Raw genomic sequence first — 23,274 nt, forward strand, 5'->3', positions numbered from 1 at the left:
AATTGTTTTTGTAAGCTGTGCTTACATTTCCAATAGCCATATTGCCACGCTGCCAACAATTTGGTAAATTTGTAACATGAGTACAGCAGAATTAAAATATAGTTTACATAACATAATTGATACTAGTGAAGATAAAAGCATGTTATCCAAAGCATATGCATTGCTTTCTTCATTAACAACAAAAAACAAGCGCATTGATGATTATAACAGCTTACCTCTTAAATTAAAAGAAGCTATTGAAGAAGGAATTATCCAATTAGATAACGGAGAGGGCATTTCATACGAAGCATTTCGTGAAAAGGTAAAAAAACAATATAACCTGTAACTTTAATGCCTTTACTGGTAATCGTTTCTCTCTGCAACAACCAACAGCTGCTGCAGAGCAACAAGTATCTACCATGACTGTAGAAGACATAACAGCTGCACAAACTGCTGCTGACGAAAACATGGCAAACATTTCTTGCTCGTTGGATAATCCAGAGGGGTGTGAGGCGTGTGGGTCGTAGGCTAACGCGCGCGTTGTCACATTGAGTGTTCAGACGTATTTCAGTCTGAACGTATCGAAATGTGAGGCGTGGTGTTCTAGAAGGAAAAGAATAAATAATTTAATAAGTGAAGCCGGGGCGAAAGTTTCGGCTTTGCTTATAAGGAATAGATATTTGACATTCATACAAAAAAAGGATATATTTAGTAGTGAAGAAATTGCGTATTTACATTGACACTTCTGTGATTGGAGGTTATTTTGATTCTGAATTTAAAGAGGAGAGTGTTGCGCTTTTTAATAGATTAGAAAATAAAGAAGTTGTATTTGTGGTATCTGATTTACTGGAGTTAGAATTAGCAAATGCTCCAATTCATGTTAGGGAATTACTATACAATTATTCTACTGAAAATTTTGAAAGAGTTACCGTGACGGATGAAGCGATAAAATTGGGAGATTTGTACATTGCAGAAAAAGTAGTTGGTAAAACGAGCTTAGAAGATTGTAGACATATTGCCTTAGCTACCATAAACAAAGTTGACGTTTTAGCAAGTTGGAATTTTAAACATATAGTAAACTTAGAGCGAATAAAGGGGTATAATTCTATTAATTTAAGAGAAGGATACTCAATGATAGAAATAAGAAGCCCTAAAGATTTAATAAATTATGGAAACGAATAAAACTAATAAGAAAGATGGATTTGATGCTGTAAAAATGATGCGTGATATTCGTGATAAAATAAGCGCAGAAACAGCAGACATGACTTTTGAGGAGCTTAAAAAGTATATTGAGCAAAAATTAAAAGAAAGCAAACTAAAACCTTTGGGTGTGTAACATGGCAAACATTTCTTGCTCACTCGATAACCCGGAAGGGTGCGAGGCGTGTGGAAGCTAGGAGAGTAGTTGGTAATTAGACATAAGTAAATAGAAAAAAAATACCGCCCGAATCACGCAAGTGGTTTGGGCGGTATTGTGAGAGTAAAAACAGAAAATCTAGATTTTCCGATCTCAATTTAAATCAGTATAAATTACTATATTTTTTGAATTTATTCTAAATTATGAAAATACACATTTTAGTTATTTTGTTATTTATGTTTGGTTTGATATCATGCGACACTGAAAGTTACCAATCAAAAAAAGCCAAAACAGAGAAAATGTGTAAAGAAATGACATCAATTGAAAATTTAGATTTTGTTTTCTGTGACTATTTACCAGAAGATATAGACTCCTTGTTTATTTGTATAAAATCTGTTAGCGGAAAACAAGAATGTAAAATCGACACTATTAGAAAAAAAATTATAAATCAAGAAGAGAAAGATATACGTATTTGCTACAATCTAAATCAAAAAATATTACTTACAGACACATTATTCATTAAGCTAAAAAATGAACCTGTTAAAAAAATATATGGTTTTGAGTATGGTGTCTTTGGCGGACGAGATATGCTTGGGAGTCATTTTTGGTGTGGCCTGGAAAGCTTGGTTGTAAATGATCAGATCCAACCTATTGGAGGATTTGACAAGAAAGTATACCTCTTTCATAATTAGCAATTACCCCCCCAGTACGAGCTAAGCTGACGTGAAGGGTAAGCGTGTAAGGGCTTAGGTTGTAACTGTTACTAAGCTGTGCTTACATTTCCAATGGCATTATTGCTACACTACCAACAATTTGGTAAATTTGTACTAGATTTAATTACAATGAAAATACTATTAGATATAAAAGACAGTAAGGCTGCTTTTTTTATGGAGGTGTTAAAAAACTTTTCCTTTGTAAAAGCTAAACCTATTTCGGAAGAGGAAAGTTTATTTGTAGAAGAGCTCAAAGAGGCGGTACATAATGTTAATTTGGCTAAAAAGGGAAAACTAAAAGCAAAACCATTAAAGGATTTGTTGCGTGAGCTATAAGATACTAACCATCTATCCTTTTGATAAACAGTTAAAACGTTTAGCTAAGAAATATCCATCATTAATTAACGATCTTAATAATCTAGGAAATGAATTGGAGCAAAATCCATTTCAAGGAAGTTTGCTTTTAAATAATTGCTATAAAATTCGTTTGGCTATTTCTAGTAAAGGAAAAGGGAAAAGTGGTGGTGCAAGAATTATTACTCACATTCACATTACTGGCTCAACCGTTTATTTGTTGGCAATTTATGATAAATCAGAACAAAGCTCTATTTCTAATAAACAGATATTGCAATTGGTTAATATTATTGAAAAATAAATTTAACCACAAATCCTCTCACCCCGCCTCATCCTCGTTTGCAACGAGGATGTTTGAATAGTGCGTTTGTAACGCAAAAACTACTATTTTTAAATTAATGAGTGGTGATAATTATAAAATTGCAGATCAACAAGAGGTATACTTTCTAACATTTACGGTAGTTAATTGGATAGATATTTTTACTAGGAAGGATTACAAAATAATAATTACCGATTCACTAAATTTTTGTATTGAGAAAAAAGGATTAGAGGTTTTTGCGTATGTTATTATGAGTAATCATGTGCATTTGATAGCAAGGGCAAAAGAGGGTTTTAGTTTGTCGGACATAATTAGAGATTTAAAAAAATTTACATCTAAAGAAATAACGACAAAGATTTTAGAAATTGGCGAAAGTAGAAGAGAATGGTTGTTAGATAAGTTTGCATTTGAAGCACAGCGCATAGGTAGGGCAACGTATTATAAATTGTGGAGAGATGATAACCATGCTATTTGTCTAAAAGAGACCGATTGGATTTTGCAAAGGCTGAATTATATTCATCAGAATCCTGTTCGGCAAATGATAGTAAGTAATCCGGAAGATTATATTTTTAGCAGCGCCATCGATTATGCAGATGGGAAAGGGGTGGTAAATATTACAAAGATTATTTAGGAGTCGCGTTACAAACGCTAAACTCAAGCATCCTCGTTACACTGCGTTAAACGAGGATGAGTTAAATACAACAGCATTATTGCCACACTACCAACAATTTGGTAAATTTGTAACATGAGTACAGCAGAATTAAATAAAACAAAACTTAATTTAATTGCATGGATAAATCAATTGTCCGATGTTGATGTATTATCTTTTTTAGATGGGCTAAAAAGCTCTAAATCTAAAACTGATTGGTGGAGTGAACTTTCTGCGCAACAAAAAAAATAATTTTACCCAGTAGGCGATAAGATGAAGCCCGGCATTTGATTGGTAGGGCTTAGTAATCTCTAAAAGAAGTATGATGCAAACAATTGATGACGAAATGAGATTATTGGTTTCAAGTATGAATGAAATTGTAGATAGTCTTACGAGAAAAAAGATTTTGGAAGGTAATTTATTTCAGTGTTGGACAACTCTTAATAAACATAGTGGTATAGATATTTTTTGTAACAACTATACATTATGTGTTCAACTTTACAAAGCGAATTCACAACATCTCAATTATCTTGCGTTCTCTACCTTTCAAGGCTTTTTTGATAAAGATGGTTATGCTGACGCTTTTGCCGAAATAAAACCAATTGAAATTTTTAGATTTAACTATATAACCGATGTAGGCATTGGAAAATGGCAAGATCAAGAAAAAAGTGAAATTGAATATTTTTCAAAAGAGCTTGCAGGTGTTTTTGTAAATAAATTTTTTTCTATAACCCTTGCTAATAAACAGTAACCTTGCCCCCAGTAGGTGCTAAGATTTTCTTAGTGCCGTTTCTGTTGCAAATGCTAAACTAAAACATCCTCGTTACACTACGTTAAACGAGAATGAGTAAAGGGGAAATCTCTACCGGCTTTTTTTAACTATCCAGTTACTATACTAAAAAGAGATATCAACGAATGCAATAATAGCAGTGTAGATTGATTTTTTTTTTGAAATACAAAATGTTATTTTCATTGCAAGTAAAAACAAAAAAATGAAAAAACGTCTACTTGTTGCATTAGCTGCATTTTTAACTCTTTTTTATACCTCTGCTGTAAACAGCCAAACAATGGGCAATTTATGGGGTGCACTGCCCTATGCTGGGGATAGTATAGGTGGTTCTATCATAAAATATAGCTCAGTATCCGGAAATAATTCTGTGGTACATTCTTTTTCAAGAGATGGAATTGCTCCTTTGCATGAAAATCTGCTAAAGGCAAATGATGGTAATTTGTATGGTACAACATCGTACGGTGGCATAAAAAACAACGGAACAATATTCCGGTACAACCCAACAACGAATCAATATAAATCTATTTGTTATTTTGAAGATACTTTAATTGGGAAACTGCCCAAAGCAGGACTTATTCAAGCAAGCAACGATACCTTATATGGTATGACTTCGAGCGGAGGAGCATTTGGTAAGGGAACAATTTATAAATCCGATCTTAATGGAAATACTGCTGTATTATATAGTTTAAATACCACCAACAACGATGGCTATAATCCCTATGGAAAACTAATTGAGTACAACAATGCACTATACGGTTTAACAAAAGATGGTGGTGCCTACGGGAAGGGAACGTTATTCAAAATTTCTTTTTCGGGTGTGTTTACAAAGCTTCATGATTTTGGTAACGGCTCTGATGGAGCTAATCCATGGGCTTCTGTAGTTTACCACAATAATGCATTGTATGGCACAACCGAATTGGGGGGGACAAATAATTTAGGAACAATTTTTAAGTACGATTTAAATACGATGCAGGAATCTGTGCTTGTATCTTTTATTGTTGCAACCGGCTCTAATCCTAAAGGAAGTTTAATTGTAGTTAATGACACGTTATACGGAACTACTTCTTTAAGAGGTCCAGGAACAAATGGTGGAAGTATTATCAAATGTAGTTTTACGGGGAACTTAAGTGTGGTAGATCATTTTGTTGGAGCCTATGCTAATCCGGAATGTGGTTTAGCTTTAATTAATGATACGCTATACGGAACAACACCTTTTAACTATGGAAGTGTTTTCAAATGCCCATTAATTGGTACAATTAGCAACATTCATTTTTTTAATGATACTGCCGGAAACGCCCCTCGTTGCACACTTCTTCCGGTTAATGATACCCTGTATGGCTTTACCGGTGGAGGTGGAGCAACTACAGAAGGTACATTATTTTCTATTACTACCTCTGGAAGTTTTTCATTACTGCACGAATTTGGAACCAATTCGATGGGCTATTCGCCTTTTAATACGTTGTTGCAGGCGAGTGATGGAAATATGTATGGAATGAATTCTGCAGGCGGAGATTTTGGCTTTGGTACTATTTTTAAAGTTACCCCAACCGGAACTATTTCAACTATTTATCATTTTAAAAATCTTGCAGATGGAAGACCTTCACAAGGGGGATTGATAGAAATAAATGATACCCTCTATGGAATTACCACGATGGGTGGCGATTATGATATGGGTACAATTTTTAAATGTAGTTTCTCCGGACAACATCAGGTAATGCATAGCTTTGGATCGCTTGGTAATGATGGGATGTATCCTATGAGTAGCTTATTTGCTATGAATGATACTATTTACGGAACTACATATGTTGGGGGCGATAATGGCGATGGAACAATTTACAGAATTACATTGTCAGGAAATTTTTCAATTTTAAATCATTTTGGTGGTTTGCCCGGAATGCCACGTTATTCTACCGGTAGTTTTATCGCTGTTAGCGATACCTTATATGGATTAACACAATATGGTGGAGCAAATGATATGGGTTGCATTTATAAATGTAGCATTGATGGAAATATCCAAGTACTGTACAGCTTTGGAACAAACGCAAATGACGGGATGAATCCATTTGTAGATTTAATTCTTGCTTCTGATAGTAATTTGTATGGAACTACATCTGCCGGAGGAAGCAATAATTTCGGAACTATATTTAAGTGCAGCATAAATGGAGCTGCGAGCACTGTTTACAGTTTTACATCCAATGATGGAAAATACCCTTCGGGAAGTTTACTTCAGGCAAGTGATAGTTTGTTGTATGGGGTTACTCCAAATGGTGGAATCAATGACAAGGGTGTACTATTTAAGTGCTCGCTAAATGGCAACTACTCCAACGTAGTTCAATTTGACGAAACAACAGGCTATTGCGGGCAGCCTTCATCTAGTTTGATAGAATATATGACCGTTAGCATTTCGAAAATAGCAAGCTGCACCGGAGATACACTTGTTGCAAATGTTAATGGAGGTGGAGTGGGTTACGTGTATCTATGGAATACCGGGGCAACAACTCAAAAGATAAAGATAAATCAGAGCGGTAATTATACGATTACCATTTTAAACACAAAAGGGGCAATTGCTCAAGCGTCCGTAAATGCAAGCTACGCTTCCCCTCTTAGTGTTAATGTGAGTAGCAATGACTCAATTTGTTATGGCGACACCACACAGATTAGTGCAACAGCAAACGGTGGCCACGGAAATTACACGTACGCTTGGGCTCCGGGTAATTTAGCGGGAAATACTCAAAATGTAAATCCTGATAGCACTACCGTTTATATTGTTAGTGTTTCAGATAGCTTAGGATGTGTGGCCAGCGATAGTTTAATAATTAAAGTAAACCCGGCAATTTCTATTTCGCTTAGCAATCCGGATACTATTTGTCTCGGGGCAAGTACCACTATTACTGTAACTGCGACTGGAGGCACGGGAGCATTTAACTACACTTGGTCTCTTGGCAGTTTATTAGCAAATACGTTTACTGTGTCACCTACAAATACAACTGCATACATAGCAACAGCTAGCGATTTATGGGGTTGTACCAAACAAGATAGTGTGTTGATTACCGTTGAAATTTGCACCGGAATTGCTAATCAAATAAACGAAACTGTTTTTGTAGTCTACCCAAATCCAAGTAGTGGCGAGTTCAATGTTGTGCTGAATAATTTGAATACTACAAACAGTAAATTAATTGTTGAAAATGTACTTGGTGAAGTTGTGTATGTTTCTACGCTATCAAGCTTAAATACAAGTATAGATTTAAAGCACTTAACAAATGGCACTTATTTTATATCTATGCTTTCAGCGGATTTTAAATCGACTAGAAAAATTTTTATAAATAGATAGGGATTCCACTCCTAAACAGGAAGCCCCAACGCAAAAATTATGTTCGTGAAATGATTGTATGCAAAACCCGGACAATTATATTTTTAGCAGTGCCATCGATTATGCAGATGGGAAAGGCCAGGTAAATATTACAAAGATTATTTAAGGATCGCGTTGCAAACGCTAAACTCAAGCATCCTCGTTACACTGCGTTAAACGAGGATATTTGAGTGAGATTTGTATTATTTTTTAGAGGGATTTACAAACTCGTTTAGACTAGATTCTAAAGCGGCTCCTCTTAAATTTTTTGCAATAATTATACCCTTACCATCAATTAAAAAATTAGTTGGTATTGAATTTACACGATACAAGGCACCTGCCTCTGATTGCCATCCTTTTAAATCGCTTACATGATATGGCCAAGTTAGATTGTCCTTCTTAATGGCAGCTATCCAAGCATCTTTGTTTTGATCAAGGGAAACACTGTAAACCTCAAATCCTTTTCCATTTTTAAACTTAACATCTTTAAATTTATTGTACGCTGCAACCACAGCAGGATTTTCATGTCGGCAAGGACCGCACCAAGACGCCCAAAAATCAATTAATACCACTTTCCCTTTTAAATCGGACAGTGCAATTTCCTTCCCTTCCGGACTTTTGAATTTTATTTCCGGAGCTTTGTTGCCTATATTAACGCCTACAACACTTCCGGATGGCGATTTGTCTTCTTGCTTGTTTTTTTTAGGAATAAATGCAAAGCACATTACTCCAGCAAGTACTGTTACTAAAGCTGCTATTTTTCTCATAATCGTATTCTTTTAAAAATTTGACATTTATTAATCCCCACATACAAAATGTAGTAGGGATATTTACTTTCTTACAATTTCCGCGCCAAGTTTTCGCAAACGTTCATCAATATGCTGATATCCTCTGTCTATCTGCTCTATATTGTATATGGTACTTTTCCCTTTTGCCGATAAGGCAGCAATTAAAAGGGACACCCCGGCTCTAATATCGGGTGATGTCATAGAAATCCCCTTTAATGCATGTTCTCTGTTAAGTCCAATTACATTTGCACGATGTGGATCACACAATATAATTTGTGCGCCCATGTCTATAAGCTTGTCAACAAAAAACAATCGACTTTCAAACATTTTTTGATGGATGAGTACGCTGCCTTTAGCTTGTGTTGCCACAACTAATACAATACTTAATAAATCCGGTGTAAAGCCCGGCCATATAGCATCAGCAATAGTAAGTATAGAACCATCAATAAACGTATCTATTTCGTACGATTCTTGTTCAGGAATAAATATATCATCGCCTCTGCGTTCCATTTTTATTCCTAAGCGCTGAAATACATTCGGAATAATTCCTAAATGTTCATACCCAACATTTTTGATGGTAATTTCAGATTGTGTCATGGCTGCCAAGCCAATAAAGCTACCTACTTCAATCATGTCGGGCAGCATACGATGTTCGCACCCTTTCAAAGAATTAACACCTTCTATTGTAAGCAAATTAGACCCAATGCCGGAAATTTTTGCGCCCATGCTGTTTAGCATTTTGCAAAGCTGTTGTATGTATGGCTCGCAAGCGGCATTGTATATAGTTGTAACGCCTTCTGCTAAAACAGCTGCCATTACAATGTTTGCGGTGCCTGTTACAGAGGCCTCGTCTAATAACATATACGCGCCTTTCAACTTTGGCGACTCTACTTTGTAAAATTCACTATCGGTATCGTAGTTAAACTTTGCTCCTAATTTTTCAAAGCCAATAAAATGGGTGTCTAAACGTCTTCTGCCTATTTTGTCTCCGCCCGGCTTAGGAATATAACCTCTTCCAAAACGCGCTAATAGCGGACCTACAATCATGATAGAGCCTCGAAGAGCAGAGCCTTTCTTTTTAAACTCAGGCGAATTTAAGTAATCTACATCTACGTCATCTGCCTGAAATGTAAATTGTTCGTGCGCTGTTTTCTCTACTTTAACTCCTAATTCTTTTAGTAAATCAATTAATTTATTTACATCAATAATGTCGGGCACATTGCTTATTACCACCTTTTCGGGAGTAAGTAATACTGCGCATAATATTTGTAAAGCTTCGTTTTTGGCGCCTTGCGGAGTAAGTTCTCCTTTTAGTCTTTTACCGCCAATTATCTCAAAATGTGCCACTGGAAATTTAAAATTTGAACGTTGATAAATGAAAGAAAATATTAATATTTCCTTTTATGAAATCTATTATTATTGTTATTCCTATTACGACCGTTGTTATTCCTATCATTTCGGTCATTTCTTTCCGTTCTTTCGTTCGGTCTTTTTTTGTTTCGAGCTAAAATGTCGTTAGTGTTATGCAAACGGAATGACTCTTGCACTTTTAGTTTGCCTTTCGACAATTCTTCCAACTGTTGCAGTATAACTACATCTTCCACTGTTTCTTGGTTCCAAGTCAGGTAACATCTTTTCATTAGGTTTGCAATAGATGCAATTAATGCGTTTTTTTCATCGCCTTCTTCGTATGTACTTGCTTTCTCAATTAAACGCTCTACCGTATTGCCATAATGTCTATACCTTACGTTGTGCGAAGGATAAAGAACTTTGTCGGGTTTTGTTTGAAATGTTTCTTTTGATGGCTTTGGGTAAGGCGACTCAACATCCAATTTAAAATCAGAAATAATATATAAGTGATCCCAAAGCTTATGTTTAAAATCCGCCACATCTCTTAAGTGCGGGTTTAGTTGCCCCATTACATAAATAATTGCTTTTGCTACTTTAGCTCGCTCTTCTTTATCCTCTACGGTAATGGCAAAATCAACCATTCGTTGAATATTTCTGCCGTATTCTGGTAATATTAAATGTGGTAAACTTGTGTGATATTCCATAAACTCGAATTATACACTAAATGTATTTTATTTTATTGAAACGAGCAAAACTCTTGCTAGTGAGCAAAAATAAGTGTTTTGGAAAAATAAAATAAGGTTGCGTGTTTAATTCAAAAAGTGCTTGGGGAGTTCAAAATCAACTCGTATTTGTTTTCGTTTGTCTTCCGATTGTTCGGGTTTGTAAACAAAAATTTTGGGATGATTAGATATGTTATAAAACGGACTCAATGGTTTTATAGTAGTTTTTTTTGTGTTATTTGCATTCATGGTTTAGGTTGTTGTTGCAAATATACTTTCAACAAAACAAGAAGTCAATTTTATTTCCTAAGATGCTGATTAGGTATAAGATACACCAAAATTTGGATGCAAGTGGGTTATCAACTATGTTGCGTTAATATCATTATTCGACCACAAACAATTAGCATCTATTAATAAGTAACTTAATTGGCTGAAATACTATGCGTTAGATGCTTAAAAGTTTTCCTTTTCAAAAACAATTAGATCAAAAGGATTGTGGTCCTACGTGTGTTTCCATGATAAGCAAATATTATGGAAAGACTTACCCAATGCCGTTTTTGAGGGAACGCGCGTATTTAACACGAGAGGGTGTTAATCTACTAGGAATAAGCGATTTAGCGGAGTCTATTGGTTTTAGGACACTTGGTGTACGCGTAACCTTTGAGCAATTGGCCGATAATTTACCATTGCCTTGTATTGCGCATTGGAGGCTGAACCACTTTGTGGTGGTTCATAAAATTAAGAAGGATAAAGTCTATGTTGCCGATCCTGCGCATGGAATGATAACCTACACCAAAGAAGAATTTAAAAAGTATTGGGTTAGTTTGCCGGGTGAACAAGGCGTATTGCTTTTGTTTGAGACTACTCCCGAGTTTCATGAGAAAAACGAAAAAGATATTGCTAAAGACAATAAACGAGGTTTTTCTTTTTTGTTTAAGTATTTATTGAATTATAAAAAATACTTTATTCAGCTCTTTATTGGCTTGTTGGTAGGCACTTTGCTGCAATTAATACTTCCGTTCTTAACGCAATCGTTGGTGGATTATGGTGTAGGGAATCAAAATATAAATTTTGTGTACATGATACTTATTGCGCAATTGGTGCTAACACTAAGCAGCGCATCGGTTGAATTTATTAGGAGTTGGATATTACTGCACATCAGTTCTCGAATAAATATTTCTATTGTGTCTGATTTCTTGGCGAAATTAATGCGTTTACCTATCTCGTATTTTGATGCAAAGATGACAGGGGACATCATGCAGCGCATCGGAGATCACAGTAGAATAGAGCAGTTCATGACATCTTCTACGTTAAACACACTTTTTTCGATGATTAATTTTATTGTGTTTGGTGTTATAATGGCCTATTACAGCATGAAAATATTAACCATCTTTTTTATTGGAAGTATTCTGTATGCCTTGTGGGTTGTGTTCTTCCTGCGATTCAGAAAAGAGTTGGATTACAAGCGCTTTAGCGAAATGTCGGAGAATCAAAATAACATGATACAGTTGATTGGTGGCATGCAAGAAATAAAATTGCAAAACTGCGAACGCCAGAAACGTTGGGAATGGGAACACATACAGGTTAAATTATTTAAACTAAGCGTAAGAGGCTTGACTATTGGGCAATACCAGCAAGCGGGCTCTTTGCTTATAAACGAGCTGAAAAATATTATCATCAGTTTTATTTCTGCGAAGGAAGTAATTGACGGGAATATGACATTGGGTATGATGATGTCGGTGTCCTACATTCTAGGGCAGCTGAATATGCCCATTAATCAATTGATTGGGTTTATTCAATCTGCACAAGATGCAAAAATGAGTTTGGAGCGATTAAGTGAAATTCACAACAAAGAAGACGAAGAAACGCCTGAACAGCTTGCCAATAATATATTCCCGGAGAACAAGTCGTTGCAACTGAACAATGTTGCATTTCAATACGAAGGAAAACATTCCGAAATGGTGTTGAAGAATGTGAACGTGCATATCCCCGAAGGCAAGGTAACTGCCATTGTTGGCACTAGTGGCAGTGGCAAGACGACAATCCTTAAAATGCTCTTGAAGTTTTACAAACCTGCGGAGGGAGAAATAAAAGTAGGCGATATAAATTTGGAAAACTTTAGTAGCAGCCAATGGCGCAGGCGCGTAGGTGTTGTAATGCAAGACGGATTTATTTTTTCCGATACTATTGCTAAAAATATTGCGGTAGGCGAAGAAATCATCGACAAAGAGCGATTGCTGTGGGCTGTAAAGGTTGCCAATATTCAAGAGTTTGTAGAAGGCTTGCCAATGGCGTATAACCAAAAGATTGGAGCAGATGGGCATGGCTTGAGTATGGGGCAGCGGCAACGAATTTTAATTGCTCGTGCTGTATATAAAAATCCGGAATATATTTTCTTAGATGAGGCTACCAATGCGTTGGATGCGAATAACGAGAAAGTGATTATGGAGAATTTGGATAATTTCTTCAAAGGCCGAACGGTGGTTGTAGTGGCACATAGGCTAAGTACAGTGAAGAAAGCCGACCAAATACTGGTGATTGAAAAGGGTGTAATTATTGAACGCGGAACACATGAAGAATTGGTGCGTTTGCGCGGTGCATATTTTAATTTAGTTAAAAACCAACTGGAGCTAGGAAACTAAGATGTCGCCAATAGAAAAAATGGAAGTGGAAGACAGACGTCTCGAAGTAAGAAGCGAGGCGGTTCAGGAGGTATTGACTAAAACACCCGCATGGATAATACGCGCAGGTATCACGGTAATTTTTTTAATCATTGTTGGTTTATTAGTTGGAACATGGTTTATTCGTTATCCGGATATTATTACTGCACAATTTACGCTTACTTCCGATCAGCCACCTGCACGAGTTGTGGCACGAACCAGCGGAGAGCTCAGTAGATTGTTTGTTAAAGAAAATCAAAAAGTAAAAAAAGGAGAGTACTTGGCAGCCTTTAAAACTATTGTAAATATTGACGATGTAGCCAAGCTTAAAACCAAACTGAAAGAGTTTGAGTCCGTGCTTTCTACTCCAATGAATTACCAAGCTGTTGCGCTTGATTCCAATTTGTTTTTGGGCGAACTGCAGCCTGATTATTCAGCTTTTCAGCGCTATGTGTATGAGGCGATTGATATTTTTTCGAATGATTATTATGGGCAAAAAATTGCAGCAATTCAGAATCAAATAAACAATTACTATGTAATGAATGAAAAGCTGGTGCAGCAAAAGCGCATACTGGCAGAAGATTTTTCCATTACACAAAATTTATTTAACAAAGACCAAAAGCTCTATGACAACAAGGCTGTAAGCGAAGTAGAATACCTGAATAAACAATCCGGTTATTTACAGAAAAAATATTCATTCGAAAATATTACCATTAATATTATTTCGAATACCGTGCAACAAGAAGAATACAAAAAGGCAATTTTAGATTTAAAGCAACAAGAGATAGAGCGTAAACGAACTGTGCTGTCTTCTGTTCGTGAGGCTTACAGCAGAATGCTATCGCAAATAGCGCAGTGGGAGCAAACCTATATTATGATAGCCCCAACGGATGGATATGTTTCGTTATTTAAATATTGGAGCGAGAATCAGTTTGTGAATGCAAACGAAGAAATAATGACTGTTGTTTCTAACTCAGATAAAATTAAAGGTAAGGTATTGTTATCATCATTAGGCTCAGGAAAGGTTAAGCTAGGGCAATTGGTGCGTGTTAAGTTTGAAGGATATCCGCACAATGAATATGGGGTGGTAGAAGGCAAGATTGTAAGCATTTCTAAAGTGCCTCGTAATGGGCAGTATTTATTAGATATTGAGCTTGCCAATGGATTGATGACTACGTATCACAAAGAGCTGGAGTTTAAACAAGAAATGGCAGGCGCTGCGGATATAGTAACGGATGATCTTCGTTTATTTGAACGAATATTTAACCAGCTAAAGAGTGTGTTAGATAAAATAAAGTAAAGGAGTGATATTTCTTTAGGGGGGGCTTCTCAAATAGTATCTTCTGTTTATGGGAAATTGTTGATAATCCTACTAACGTTCCGCAGCTAAGCACGATGCGGGTTTATTATTACTTACGCTAACTAGTCTGCTAAACAAATATAAATTAAAAGGACTCAAGGAACTGGCAAATGCTTAGAAATAAAGTTATACCGCTTTAATAAACATTTGCGACTTGCACGAACTCCGCATCTTACTTAGGTGGTGTTAGGCGTTCTTTCTTTTTTTTCGGTCAGGGTTGTTAATGTCATTCTAAGTTTTAAATTTGTAACCATTGTATAATGTTAATCTATTTGGTTATGGATAAATATTTAACGCTTTCAGAAGCATCTGAACTCATTGGTAAAAGTAAAGAAACTCTCAGACGTTGGGATAGAGATGGGAAATTGTCGGCTGTTCGTGAACCAATGAGTAACTATAGAGTTTATAAAAGGGAGGAGGTCGAAATGCTTTTTGCAGACTTTGTTAGTAAAGACGTGAAAAGTGATGTTTCTAATCATGTCGAGCCCCATAATGATTATTCAGTTTTAGAATTGTTTGCTGGAGCTGGTGGTCTTGCTGTCGGTATGGAAAAAGCGGGATTGAAATGTGTCGCATTGAATGAAATTGATAAATGGGCTTGTCAAACTTTGCGAAAAAATCGTCCGCATTGGAAGGTATTAGAAGGTGATATAAAGTCTTTTGATTTTTCTGAATACAAAAACAAAATTGATGTCGTTACTGGTGGCTTTCCTTGTCAAGCATTTAGTTACGCAGGAAAAAAATTAGGTCTTGCAGATGCAAGAGGAACACTTTTTTATGAATTTGCAAGAGTTGTAAGGCAGGTCAATCCTCCGATTTGTATTGGTGAAAATGTTCGTGGCTTGTTAAGCCACGAAAACGGCAAAACATTACAAGGCATGATTTCTGTTTTAGATGAAATTGGGTACAATGTTGTTCCTGTTCAAGTTTTAAAAGCTATTAATTTTAAAGTACCTCAGAAAAGAGAAAGATTAATTTTGGTAGGAATTAGAAAAGATATTGATTTGCAATATGAATATCCAAAACCATATAAAAAAATTTACACCTTGAAAGATGCATTGAAAAAAGGCGAATTATTTGATTGCAATGTTCCAAAATCTCCAGGTGCAAAATACCCAAAAAACAAAAAAGATGTTTTAGATTTAGTTCCTCAAAAGGGTTATTGGAGAGACTTGCCTCTGAAAATTCAAAAAGAATTTATGGGCGGAAGTTTTTATTTAGGTGGTGGGAAAACAGGTATTGCAAGGAGAATTGGTTGGGACGAACCCTGTCTAACACTTACTTGCAGCCCAGCACAAAAACAAACAGAAAGATGTCATCCCGAAGAAACCCGTCCTTTTACTGTTCGTGAATATGCAAGAATTCAAACATTTCCAGATGATTGGAGATTTGAAGGTTCATTAGCACAGCAATATAAACAAATTGGCAATGCAGTTCCCGTTAACTTAGGAAAAGAAGTTGGTCTTTCTATCGTAAAATTTCTGAATGAATATTATTCAAAGTTAAAACGTAAATAGTGGAGATTTTCTGATTTCTTCAGCAAGTTCTTCGCAACCTTTATTTATAAAATCTTTTGTATCAAGACTGTTAATGCTTTTATGAAGTTCTGCTACCAAACCATTATAGAAATTTGGAAAACCAGTAACTCGGTGCCAAAATTCTTTTCCAATTATAACAGGATGGGTTTTGTCAATTTCTTTGTAATGCATACTTAATTCAGCACTTTCACCATAAAGCACACCTACAATAAAATCATTATTACTAATTCCTTTAAGAGATTTATTGGTTCTTGCTAAATTAATTGTAGTTGTAAACTTTTTTATGAGTGGCTGAACATCTTCAGAATTAATTGTATTAGGTCCTGATTTAAGTTGACACCATTTTCTTCTTTTGTCTATTTTATCAATAAACTCAATGTCCATACCTTTAATTTTTGAACCTTCAGCAATTTCCAATTCAACAAACATATTTTGAATTCTTGTTCCAAATGATGTGTTTATTGATGTGCCTAATACTCTAGGATAATAAAGAGCTTTAGCAACTCCTTCAGGACTATAGTTACCTTCTAAAACTTTGGATAAATACTTTACAACAATTGGATTTATATTGTAAGATTTCAATTTTGAATGAGTTTTTAAAGAAGCATTTACATGGTTCTCAAAAATATTTTTTTCAAAATATATAACTATTTCTTTTAGCAACTCATTTTGTTTCATTTCATCTTAATATTTGTGTGCATTGTTCTTAATGTTCGAATATGCTTTGTAACTTGTCTTTTGTTCAATTCTGTCAAAAAAATAAGTTTCGAAGTTAGCATTAAAAGTCAATATTTAGCAATATTGGTCATTGTTTGCTCTATACGTTCCAGAATGACGTCTAACTTCGTTATACCCGAAACTTTATTTCGCAAAGCTCTCCTAAATTTGGTAGATTGCCGCTACTCACTAGCTGTTATTTATTTTTAAATATAGCCCTTTCTAGTATAAATAATCAACGGGTATCATTATTTTTTTTGCTGCTCGGGGAGCTTAAAAGAAGTTTAGGTGTATTATTAGTTCTCATTCTTCCGGTTTCCTCCAGCCCAACTTCTACTACTACTTTTCCTTCTTTTTACGAGTTATCCATACAATTAGTTGCGTTTACAATTCGTTTGCCTTTCAAGTCTCCCCAGTCCTATAATAGACTTCCGTCATAATTCAATACAACATTTTTTAATCAACTTATAAGGTATTGGTCACACTGAAGTGTGTGGGTAAGCTTTCCCAAATCCTTCGACAGGCTCAGGATGACAGCCCTAAAGTTCAATATTTTAAATACTTTCAACGCTTTATTCGCCTTAAATTATGAAATAGATCTACTATAAAACATTTGCAGGAGCAACAAGATTAGTTGTATTTTTGTTACTTAAATTTTAAGCGCTTTTCGCATGGAAGATATAACTCGAAAGGATATTGAATATGTTTTACAACAGCAACGTGCATTTTTTGCTACGCATCAAACAAAGAATTGTGCATTTAGAGTTGAAGCATTAAAAAAACTAAAAAATGCTATTATAAAATACGAATCGAAAATTGCAGATGCACTTTCGAAAGACTTGCGCAAATCATTTGAAGAGGCTTACTTAACAGAAATAAGCATTGTTTTAGAAGAAATTACAAATCATATAAAGAATATAGGCTACTGGTCGTCTCCCAAAGGAGTTTCAACTCCATTTTATTTATTTCCTTCTAGTAGTAAAATACAATACGAACCTTTAGGTGTTGCGCTTGTAATTGCTCCGTGGAATTACCCTTTTCAATTGTTGATGAATCCTCTTGTTGGTGCTATCTCTGCCGGATGTTGTGCTATTTTAAAACCTTCTCCTCATGCTCCGCATACCGCAAAAGTGATGGAAGACTTGTTAAAAGAAATTTTTCCGGCTAATTATGTAGCTGTTGTGCAAGGTGGAAGAGAAGTAAATGAAATGTTGCTCGAACAAAAGTTTGATACTATATTTTTTACAGGAAGCAGTGCGGTTGGAAAAGTTGTGATGAAGGCTGCAGCCCAACACCTTACTCCAGTTGTATTAGAGCTTGGAGGAAAAAGTCCCTGTATTGTAGATAAAGAGGCAAATATTGATTTGGCGGCTAAACGAATTATTTGGGGCAAAACAATTAATGCCGGTCAATCTTGCATTGCGCCTGATTATGTATTTGTACATCAATCAGTAAAAGAAGAATTGGTAAAGAAAATGGTGGAGCACATCCACAAAATGTTTGGAAAAAATATCCAAGAAAGCAAGCACTATCCTCGCATTGTTACTGTAGAGGCATTTGATCGCATTGAAAAATTAATAACCCAAGGAACCATTTTATTTGGTGGAAGAACAGACAGAAACGATAAGTTTATCGAACCTACTCTCTTAGATAATTGTAAGCCGGAGTCCCCAATAATGCAGGAAGAGATTTTCGGCCCTGTATTACCAATACTTGCATTTGAAAACATAAGCGAAGTAGTAACATATATTAACTCTAAAGAAAAACCGTTGGCACTTTATTATTTTGGAGCAACAAAAAAAGCAAACGAAGTGCTTTCAAAAACTACTGCCGGAGGTGTTTGCATTAACGACACCATGATGCATATTGCCAATCACCACTTACCTTTTGGGGGAGTAGGAAACAGCGGCTTAAATAAATACCACGGCAAAGAAAGTTTTTTAGCTTTTAGCAATGCAAAAGGAATTGTGAGCACACCTACTTGGATTGACTTACCTTTTAAATACGTGCCGTTTAAGTTTTTTAAATTATTGAAAAAATTTATTTAGCCTTGTTGCAGCCCATAACAACAAGTTTCAAAATGCAGACTGAAAAGTAAAACGATACAATACATGAAAAAGATTTTAATTATAATAGTACTTGTTATTGGAGTATGGATATTTTGGGCAACCATAGGACGTTCAGAAGAATGGACAGAATCTAAATCATTCATTGAGCAGCAAGAGTCAATTACGCTAGATTCCTCATGTAGCAGGCACATTGTAGGCATACAACCTTACATGCTTACAACTGATTATGCTTCGGAAAAACATTTTTACGAAAAACTAAATACCTATTTTGAAGCTGCTCAAGAGGCTGGTTACTTTAACGAAAAAACAGTTGTAGTGCTACCGGAATACCTAGGCACCTGGCTTGTTGTAAATGGAGAGAAAAAAAGTGCATTGCATGCAACAACCGTTACTAATGCAATGACCATAATGGTTTTGAGCAATCCAATAAAATTTATTCGTTCTCTTTTTAATGGCAAAGGCGAAAAAGATGCATTTGCAGCTGCAATTTTTAAAATGAAAGCCACTACTATGTCTGCAATCTATTGCAATGTATTTAAAACATTGGCTAGCAAATACCAAGTTGCCATTAGTGCAGGCTCTATCGTACTTCCGTCTCCAACTATTAAAAACGAAAACGAAATAAATGTAGACATTACACAACCACTTTACAATTGCAGCTTTGTATTCAATGCAAACGGAACTATCGATCCACAAATTGTAAAAAAATCTTTTTTAATTGATAGCGAATTATCGTTTTTGCAAGCACATCCTATCAATCAACTTCCGATATACAACTTACCTATAGGAAAAACCAGCGTACTTATATGTGCCGATTCATGGTATCCCGAAAGCTATGAGCAGCTAAACAAACTAATGCCCGAAATAGTTTTGGTGGGCTCTTTCTGTGTTGGCAATAAAACAATGAATGCAGTTTGGAATGGATACAATGGCTCCGAAAATCCTGCCGATGTTGAAAAATCAGACCTTGGAAAAATTACCGAACAGCAAGCCTGGATAAAGTATGCTATGCCGGGAAGGATAAGCAGTACAAAAACTCCGCTTGGTGTAAATGTATTTCTTAAAGGAGAATTGTGGGATTTAGGCGCGGATGGAAATCCTTTTATTGTAAGAGAAGGAAAATTGCAGGATGTAAAAAGCTCTGCAAAGGCCGGAATTTGGAATGTATGTTTTTAAATAAATAAATTATGTGTGATACTTTTGTTGCTCTGCCAAAGGCTACGACCGATGGCAGTTTAATTCTTTCGAAAAACTCTGACAGAGAGCCGGACGAGGCGCAGGCGATTATACATATTCCACAAAAAAAGAATACGGAAAAAACTCTCCAGTGCACTTATATTTCTATACCACAAGTTTCAGAAACCTACGAATGCATCTTATCTAAACCTTTTCAAATGTGGGGTGCAGAAATGGGTGTAAATGCGCATGGACTAGCAATTGGCAACGAAGCTGTTTTTACAAAAGTAAAATTTGACAAGAAAAAAGTTGGATTAACCGGAATGGACTTACTGCGGCTTGCGCTGGAGCGCTGCAAAAATGCAAAAGAGGCAATTGATTGCATTACCTCACTGCTAGCTACACACGGTCAAAATGCAAACGGAGGGTACAAGAATAAAAATTTTTATTACCACAATAGTTTTATTATTGCAGACACCAAAGATGCTTGGGTGCTTGAAACAGCAGGCAATGAATGGGCGCTAGAAAGGGTAAAAGATATTCGCAGCATTTCTAATAAATTAAGTATTTCCACTAATGCTGACCAATTGAGTTCGGAAGCGAAAACCTTTGCGCAGCAAAATAAATGGTGGGATGGAAAATCTGCATTCGATTTTCAAAAGAATTATTCCGACTGGCTTTATACTACTGTTGGCAGAGCTGCAAAACGGCAAGCGTGCACAATGGAGCTAGGAATGAAAAAAAACGGACAACTAACCATTGCTGATTGTATTTCGATTCTACAAACACACAACATAGAAGAAAGCACATTTAAGCCATCAAAAGCGAACACCGGTTCCATTTGCATGCACCGCACAAGCCTTTTAAATCCTAGCTCCACAACAGGAAGTATGATCGCCAAGATTAGAAAGCAAGGTGCATATACCATTTGGCTAACCGGTACTTCTATGCCATGCTTATCTATTTATATTCCATTTTTCTTTGGAACAAATTCGATGCATAAAATTCCATCTCCTTCTGCTACAGCTGACAACTCATTGTGGTGGAGAGCAGAAAAAATTCATCAATGGATTTGTAAAGATTACAAAAAGAGAAAGGCTCTTATAAACGAGGAACGCACAGCACTTCAACATAAATTTATTACACAAGAAAACGAATTGTTGAGCAAAGACTACACGCTACAAAGCCTAGAAACATTCAGCTCTAACTGTTATGCAGAATACGAAGAGTTAATTAATCGTTGGAGTAAATTGATGTAAGTTGCGCAATACTAAATAGAGCGAAAGAAATCAATTCAGAATAAACACAAATGTAATAGAGCCGGACTGCTCTTTCATACCATCTGTACTAGAATTAAATTTGGTACCTAGTGCAGCTTGTCTGGCTTTTGCATAAAGCAATGCGCTTGTGGTTGTAGAGCCTCGTCCACCGGGAGTTGCCTTAACAACCTTTCCTGTTTCATCCACCATGATTTCTACCACTACTTTCCCTTCTTCTTGCGAATCATCAATGATATCAGGTGCTCTTACAATTCTTCTTCCTTTTAAATCGTACTTGAATGCACCTTTTCCGGGTCCTGAATCTCCAAGTCCTTCGCCACCCGGCTTTCCATTTGGATCGCCTTCATTTCCGGGCTTACCGGAATTCCCATCGCCTCCCGAGCTTCCGCTTTTCTTGTTCTTCATTTTATTCAGCGCATTCAGCAAATCGCTGCTAGGAGCTTCTTCTACAGGTTTTACCACAGGAGCTTCTACATTATTCTTAACTTTAATAGCTTTCGTGTTTTTTACAACACTAACATCGATAGGCTCTGCATCGCTTGTCAGTACATTTTCTCCTTCGGGCTGCGAGGCTTGATTTGTTTTTTGAGGGGTACTATTTTCAGTAGTCTTAGCTTCTCCCATATTTACATCCTCCGTATTGCCGGTGCCTTCCGTTAAATTTCCAAAATCCATAACACCCAACTCAATACCACCTTCTTCTATTGGAAAAGGCGGCAGTGGTGTTACAATAATTTTAAAGAACAAATACAAAAATAGCGCTGCGTGCAACCCAATGGTTACAGCGGCTGCAATAGTTTTGTTCTTTGTTTCCGGATTTGTCATAATATGCTAATTATCCGTTGGGTGGTTTTGTAGCCAATACCATTTTAATGTTTAGCTTATAACCTATTTGCAATACATCTGCCAAGTCCTGAACAGCAAGTGTGTTATCTAGCCTAAGAATAACAACCGGATCTTTTACTTTTTCTGTTAGAATTTTTAGCGCATTCTCCATATCGCTGAATGGAATTGGCGTATTATTTATATAATAATTTCTGTCGGCAGTTACTTCAATCGTAATTTTTTGCTTAGGTAACTGATCGGAGTGAGACGAATTAGGCAACGTAAGCTTTATGATATTTGGATTTGCTAATGTTGACAAAATAAGAAAAAACAAAAGCAGAAAGAACATAATGTCGTTCAACGACTCTGTGCTTACTTCCGCTGCTTCACGGTGTTTTCGTTTCAAATTCATGGTGCCTTATTTTGTAGGTTCTTGCAATAAATCAATAAATTCAGCTGCTCCAAGTTCCATGTTTTGTATTGCCTTGTCTAACATGGTATTTATGATATAATACGAAATGTAAGACAAAAGCCCAACTACTAGACCAGATGCACTTGTTATCATTTTTTGGTACAACCCTTTCGAAATTGTTTTTATCGCAATGTCTCCTGTTAATCCAATATCGTAAAAAATAACAATTACGCCCATAATGGTACCTACGAAACCTAGTATTGGAGCTATTTTCCCAATGATGCTGAGGATGCTTGTGTTTTTCTCTAATTTATACACTTCTGCTTTACCAACACTCTCCATAGCCGCTTCAATTTCCTTGATTGGTTTACCAATTCTAGAAATACCCTTTTCTACCATTCTCGCTAAAGGGCCGTAAGTGGCTTTGCATGTAGCTTTTGCGGCATCCATATTCCCGTTATGAATAAGATCTTTGATATTGTGCATAAACAAAGGATCTATTTTAGAAGCTTTACGAATAGTCATAAAACGTTCTATCAAAATATAAATGGTTAGCACAGACAACAACCCAATCGGAATCATAATAGGACCACCTTTCATGATTAATTCAATTAATTGAAACGAATCTTCTGTAGGTGCAGTTGGCACTACGACCTGAGCTGTTTGTGTCAACGTATCTGCTACAGTGGTGGTTGCAGCCGGATTGGTAATTTGCAAAAGAGTAGTAAACATAGTATAGATTTTATAACGTACTAATTTAAAAAGCTTCTGTGGTAAGTTATTTGTTTGTGCGTGTAGTTATAAACAATACTATGTTAGTTGATAGTGTGTTTGTAATAAACTAATTTAGTAGCGGATTTATTGTAT

At 36.0% G+C, this 23,274-nt stretch carries 23 protein-coding genes; 16 read left to right on the top strand and 7 right to left on the bottom strand.

Annotation, left to right across the window (positions count from 1 at the left end):
• Positions 1-76: 76 nt before the first annotated feature.
• From J0M08_04555 to J0M08_04600, 10 genes are all read left to right on the top strand, one after another.
• Positions 77-325, top strand: a complete 249-nt coding sequence (locus J0M08_04555) for a hypothetical protein (protein MBN8702311.1) — start codon at positions 77-79, stop codon at positions 323-325.
• A 356-nt stretch (positions 326-681) separates the two neighbouring features.
• Positions 682-1,161: a PIN domain protein gene (locus J0M08_04560; protein ID MBN8702312.1), complete on the top strand. Its 480-nt coding sequence runs from the start codon at positions 682-684 to the stop codon at positions 1,159-1,161.
• On the top strand, positions 1,148-1,315 hold the full coding sequence (locus J0M08_04565; GenBank protein MBN8702313.1) for a hypothetical protein: 168 nt from the start codon (positions 1,148-1,150) through the stop codon (positions 1,313-1,315). Before J0M08_04560 ends, J0M08_04565 begins: the two co-directional genes overlap by 14 nt.
• A gap of 224 nt (positions 1,316-1,539) precedes the next feature.
• Entirely contained in the window at positions 1,540-2,028 is a 489-nt protein-coding gene (locus tag J0M08_04570) for a hypothetical protein (GenBank protein ID MBN8702314.1), read from the top strand.
• A gap of 150 nt (positions 2,029-2,178) precedes the next feature.
• On the top strand, positions 2,179-2,385 hold the full coding sequence (locus J0M08_04575) for a hypothetical protein (GenBank protein ID MBN8702315.1): 207 nt from the start codon (positions 2,179-2,181) through the stop codon (positions 2,383-2,385).
• Positions 2,375-2,704 carry a hypothetical protein gene (locus J0M08_04580; GenBank protein ID MBN8702316.1) on the top strand — a complete coding sequence of 110 codons (330 nt, stop codon included), beginning with the start codon at positions 2,375-2,377 and terminating at the stop codon, positions 2,702-2,704. The genes J0M08_04575 and J0M08_04580 overlap by 11 nt, the downstream gene beginning before the upstream one ends.
• Positions 2,705-2,801: 97 nt before the next feature.
• Positions 2,802-3,353: a transposase gene (locus J0M08_04585; protein MBN8702317.1), complete on the top strand. Its 552-nt coding sequence runs from the start codon at positions 2,802-2,804 to the stop codon at positions 3,351-3,353.
• A 114-nt stretch (positions 3,354-3,467) separates the two neighbouring features.
• Positions 3,468-3,623, top strand: coding sequence for a hypothetical protein (locus tag J0M08_04590; GenBank protein ID MBN8702318.1), 156 nt, complete (start codon positions 3,468-3,470; stop codon positions 3,621-3,623).
• Positions 3,624-3,693: 70 nt separating this feature from the next.
• Positions 3,694-4,122 (top strand): hypothetical protein, encoded by a 429-nt coding sequence (locus J0M08_04595; protein ID MBN8702319.1) that lies wholly within the window; start codon positions 3,694-3,696, stop codon positions 4,120-4,122.
• 241 nt (positions 4,123-4,363) lie between these two features.
• On the top strand, positions 4,364-7,492 hold the full coding sequence (locus J0M08_04600; GenBank protein ID MBN8702320.1) for a T9SS type A sorting domain-containing protein: 3,129 nt from the start codon (positions 4,364-4,366) through the stop codon (positions 7,490-7,492).
• A 221-nt stretch (positions 7,493-7,713) separates the two neighbouring features.
• On the opposite strand, the gene J0M08_04605 is transcribed toward J0M08_04600, so the two are convergent.
• The 3 genes from J0M08_04605 to J0M08_04615 all read right to left on the bottom strand — a co-directional run bounded on the left by J0M08_04605 (position 7,714) and on the right by J0M08_04615 (position 10,352).
• Positions 7,714-8,277 (bottom strand): TlpA family protein disulfide reductase, encoded by a 564-nt coding sequence (locus J0M08_04605; protein ID MBN8702321.1) that lies wholly within the window; start codon positions 8,275-8,277, stop codon positions 7,714-7,716.
• A gap of 63 nt (positions 8,278-8,340) precedes the next feature.
• Positions 8,341-9,645: a UDP-N-acetylglucosamine 1-carboxyvinyltransferase gene (murA, locus tag J0M08_04610; protein MBN8702322.1), complete on the bottom strand. Its 1,305-nt coding sequence runs from the start codon at positions 9,643-9,645 to the stop codon at positions 8,341-8,343.
• A 41-nt stretch (positions 9,646-9,686) separates the two neighbouring features.
• Positions 9,687-10,352: a DUF4290 domain-containing protein gene (locus J0M08_04615; GenBank protein ID MBN8702323.1), complete on the bottom strand. Its 666-nt coding sequence runs from the start codon at positions 10,350-10,352 to the stop codon at positions 9,687-9,689.
• Between the two features lie 467 nt (positions 10,353-10,819).
• On the opposite strand from J0M08_04615, the gene J0M08_04620 reads away from it, so the two are divergent.
• The 3 genes from J0M08_04620 (at position 10,820) to dcm (ending at position 15,907) form a co-directional block, all read left to right on the top strand.
• Positions 10,820-13,012 (top strand): peptidase domain-containing ABC transporter, encoded by a 2,193-nt coding sequence (locus J0M08_04620; GenBank protein ID MBN8702324.1) that lies wholly within the window; start codon positions 10,820-10,822, stop codon positions 13,010-13,012.
• 1 nt (position 13,013) lies between these two features.
• Positions 13,014-14,330: an HlyD family efflux transporter periplasmic adaptor subunit gene (locus J0M08_04625; GenBank protein MBN8702325.1), complete on the top strand. Its 1,317-nt coding sequence runs from the start codon at positions 13,014-13,016 to the stop codon at positions 14,328-14,330.
• A 338-nt stretch (positions 14,331-14,668) separates the two neighbouring features.
• Positions 14,669-15,907, top strand: a complete 1,239-nt coding sequence (gene dcm, locus J0M08_04630; GenBank protein ID MBN8702326.1) for a DNA (cytosine-5-)-methyltransferase — start codon at positions 14,669-14,671, stop codon at positions 15,905-15,907.
• On the opposite strand, the gene J0M08_04635 is transcribed toward dcm, so the two are convergent.
• Positions 15,893-16,606, bottom strand: coding sequence for a restriction endonuclease (locus J0M08_04635; protein MBN8702327.1), 714 nt, complete (start codon positions 16,604-16,606; stop codon positions 15,893-15,895). The genes dcm and J0M08_04635 overlap by 15 nt on opposite strands.
• 710 nt (positions 16,607-17,316) lie before the next feature.
• On the opposite strand from J0M08_04635, the gene J0M08_04640 reads away from it, so the two are divergent.
• From J0M08_04640 to J0M08_04650, 3 genes are all read left to right on the top strand, one after another.
• Entirely contained in the window at positions 17,317-18,693 is a 1,377-nt protein-coding gene (locus tag J0M08_04640) for an aldehyde dehydrogenase (GenBank protein MBN8702328.1), read from the top strand.
• A gap of 63 nt (positions 18,694-18,756) precedes the next feature.
• Complete coding sequence (locus tag J0M08_04645; protein ID MBN8702329.1) at positions 18,757-19,890, top strand: carbon-nitrogen hydrolase; 1,134 nt, start codon at positions 18,757-18,759, stop codon at positions 19,888-19,890.
• Between the two features lie 11 nt (positions 19,891-19,901).
• Positions 19,902-21,149, top strand: coding sequence for a C69 family dipeptidase (locus J0M08_04650; GenBank protein ID MBN8702330.1), 1,248 nt, complete (start codon positions 19,902-19,904; stop codon positions 21,147-21,149).
• 30 nt (positions 21,150-21,179) lie between these two features.
• Here J0M08_04650 and J0M08_04655 read toward each other — a convergent pair whose 3' ends face one another.
• The 3 genes from J0M08_04655 to J0M08_04665 are packed head-to-tail and all read right to left on the bottom strand — an operon-like array spanning position 21,180 to position 23,139.
• Positions 21,180-21,995, bottom strand: a complete 816-nt coding sequence (locus tag J0M08_04655; protein MBN8702331.1) for a hypothetical protein — start codon at positions 21,993-21,995, stop codon at positions 21,180-21,182.
• 10 nt (positions 21,996-22,005) lie between these two features.
• Positions 22,006-22,407: a biopolymer transporter ExbD gene (locus J0M08_04660; protein MBN8702332.1), complete on the bottom strand. Its 402-nt coding sequence runs from the start codon at positions 22,405-22,407 to the stop codon at positions 22,006-22,008.
• 6 nt (positions 22,408-22,413) lie between these two features.
• Positions 22,414-23,139 carry a MotA/TolQ/ExbB proton channel family protein gene (locus tag J0M08_04665; protein MBN8702333.1) on the bottom strand — a complete coding sequence of 242 codons (726 nt, stop codon included), beginning with the start codon at positions 23,137-23,139 and terminating at the stop codon, positions 22,414-22,416.
• Between the last annotated feature and the right edge of the window lie 135 nt (positions 23,140-23,274).

It is taken from the genome of Bacteroidota bacterium, from assembly GCA_017303975.1.
In the GTDB taxonomy this organism is placed as follows: Bacteria; Bacteroidota; Bacteroidia; order JAFLBG01; family JAFLBG01; genus JAFLBG01.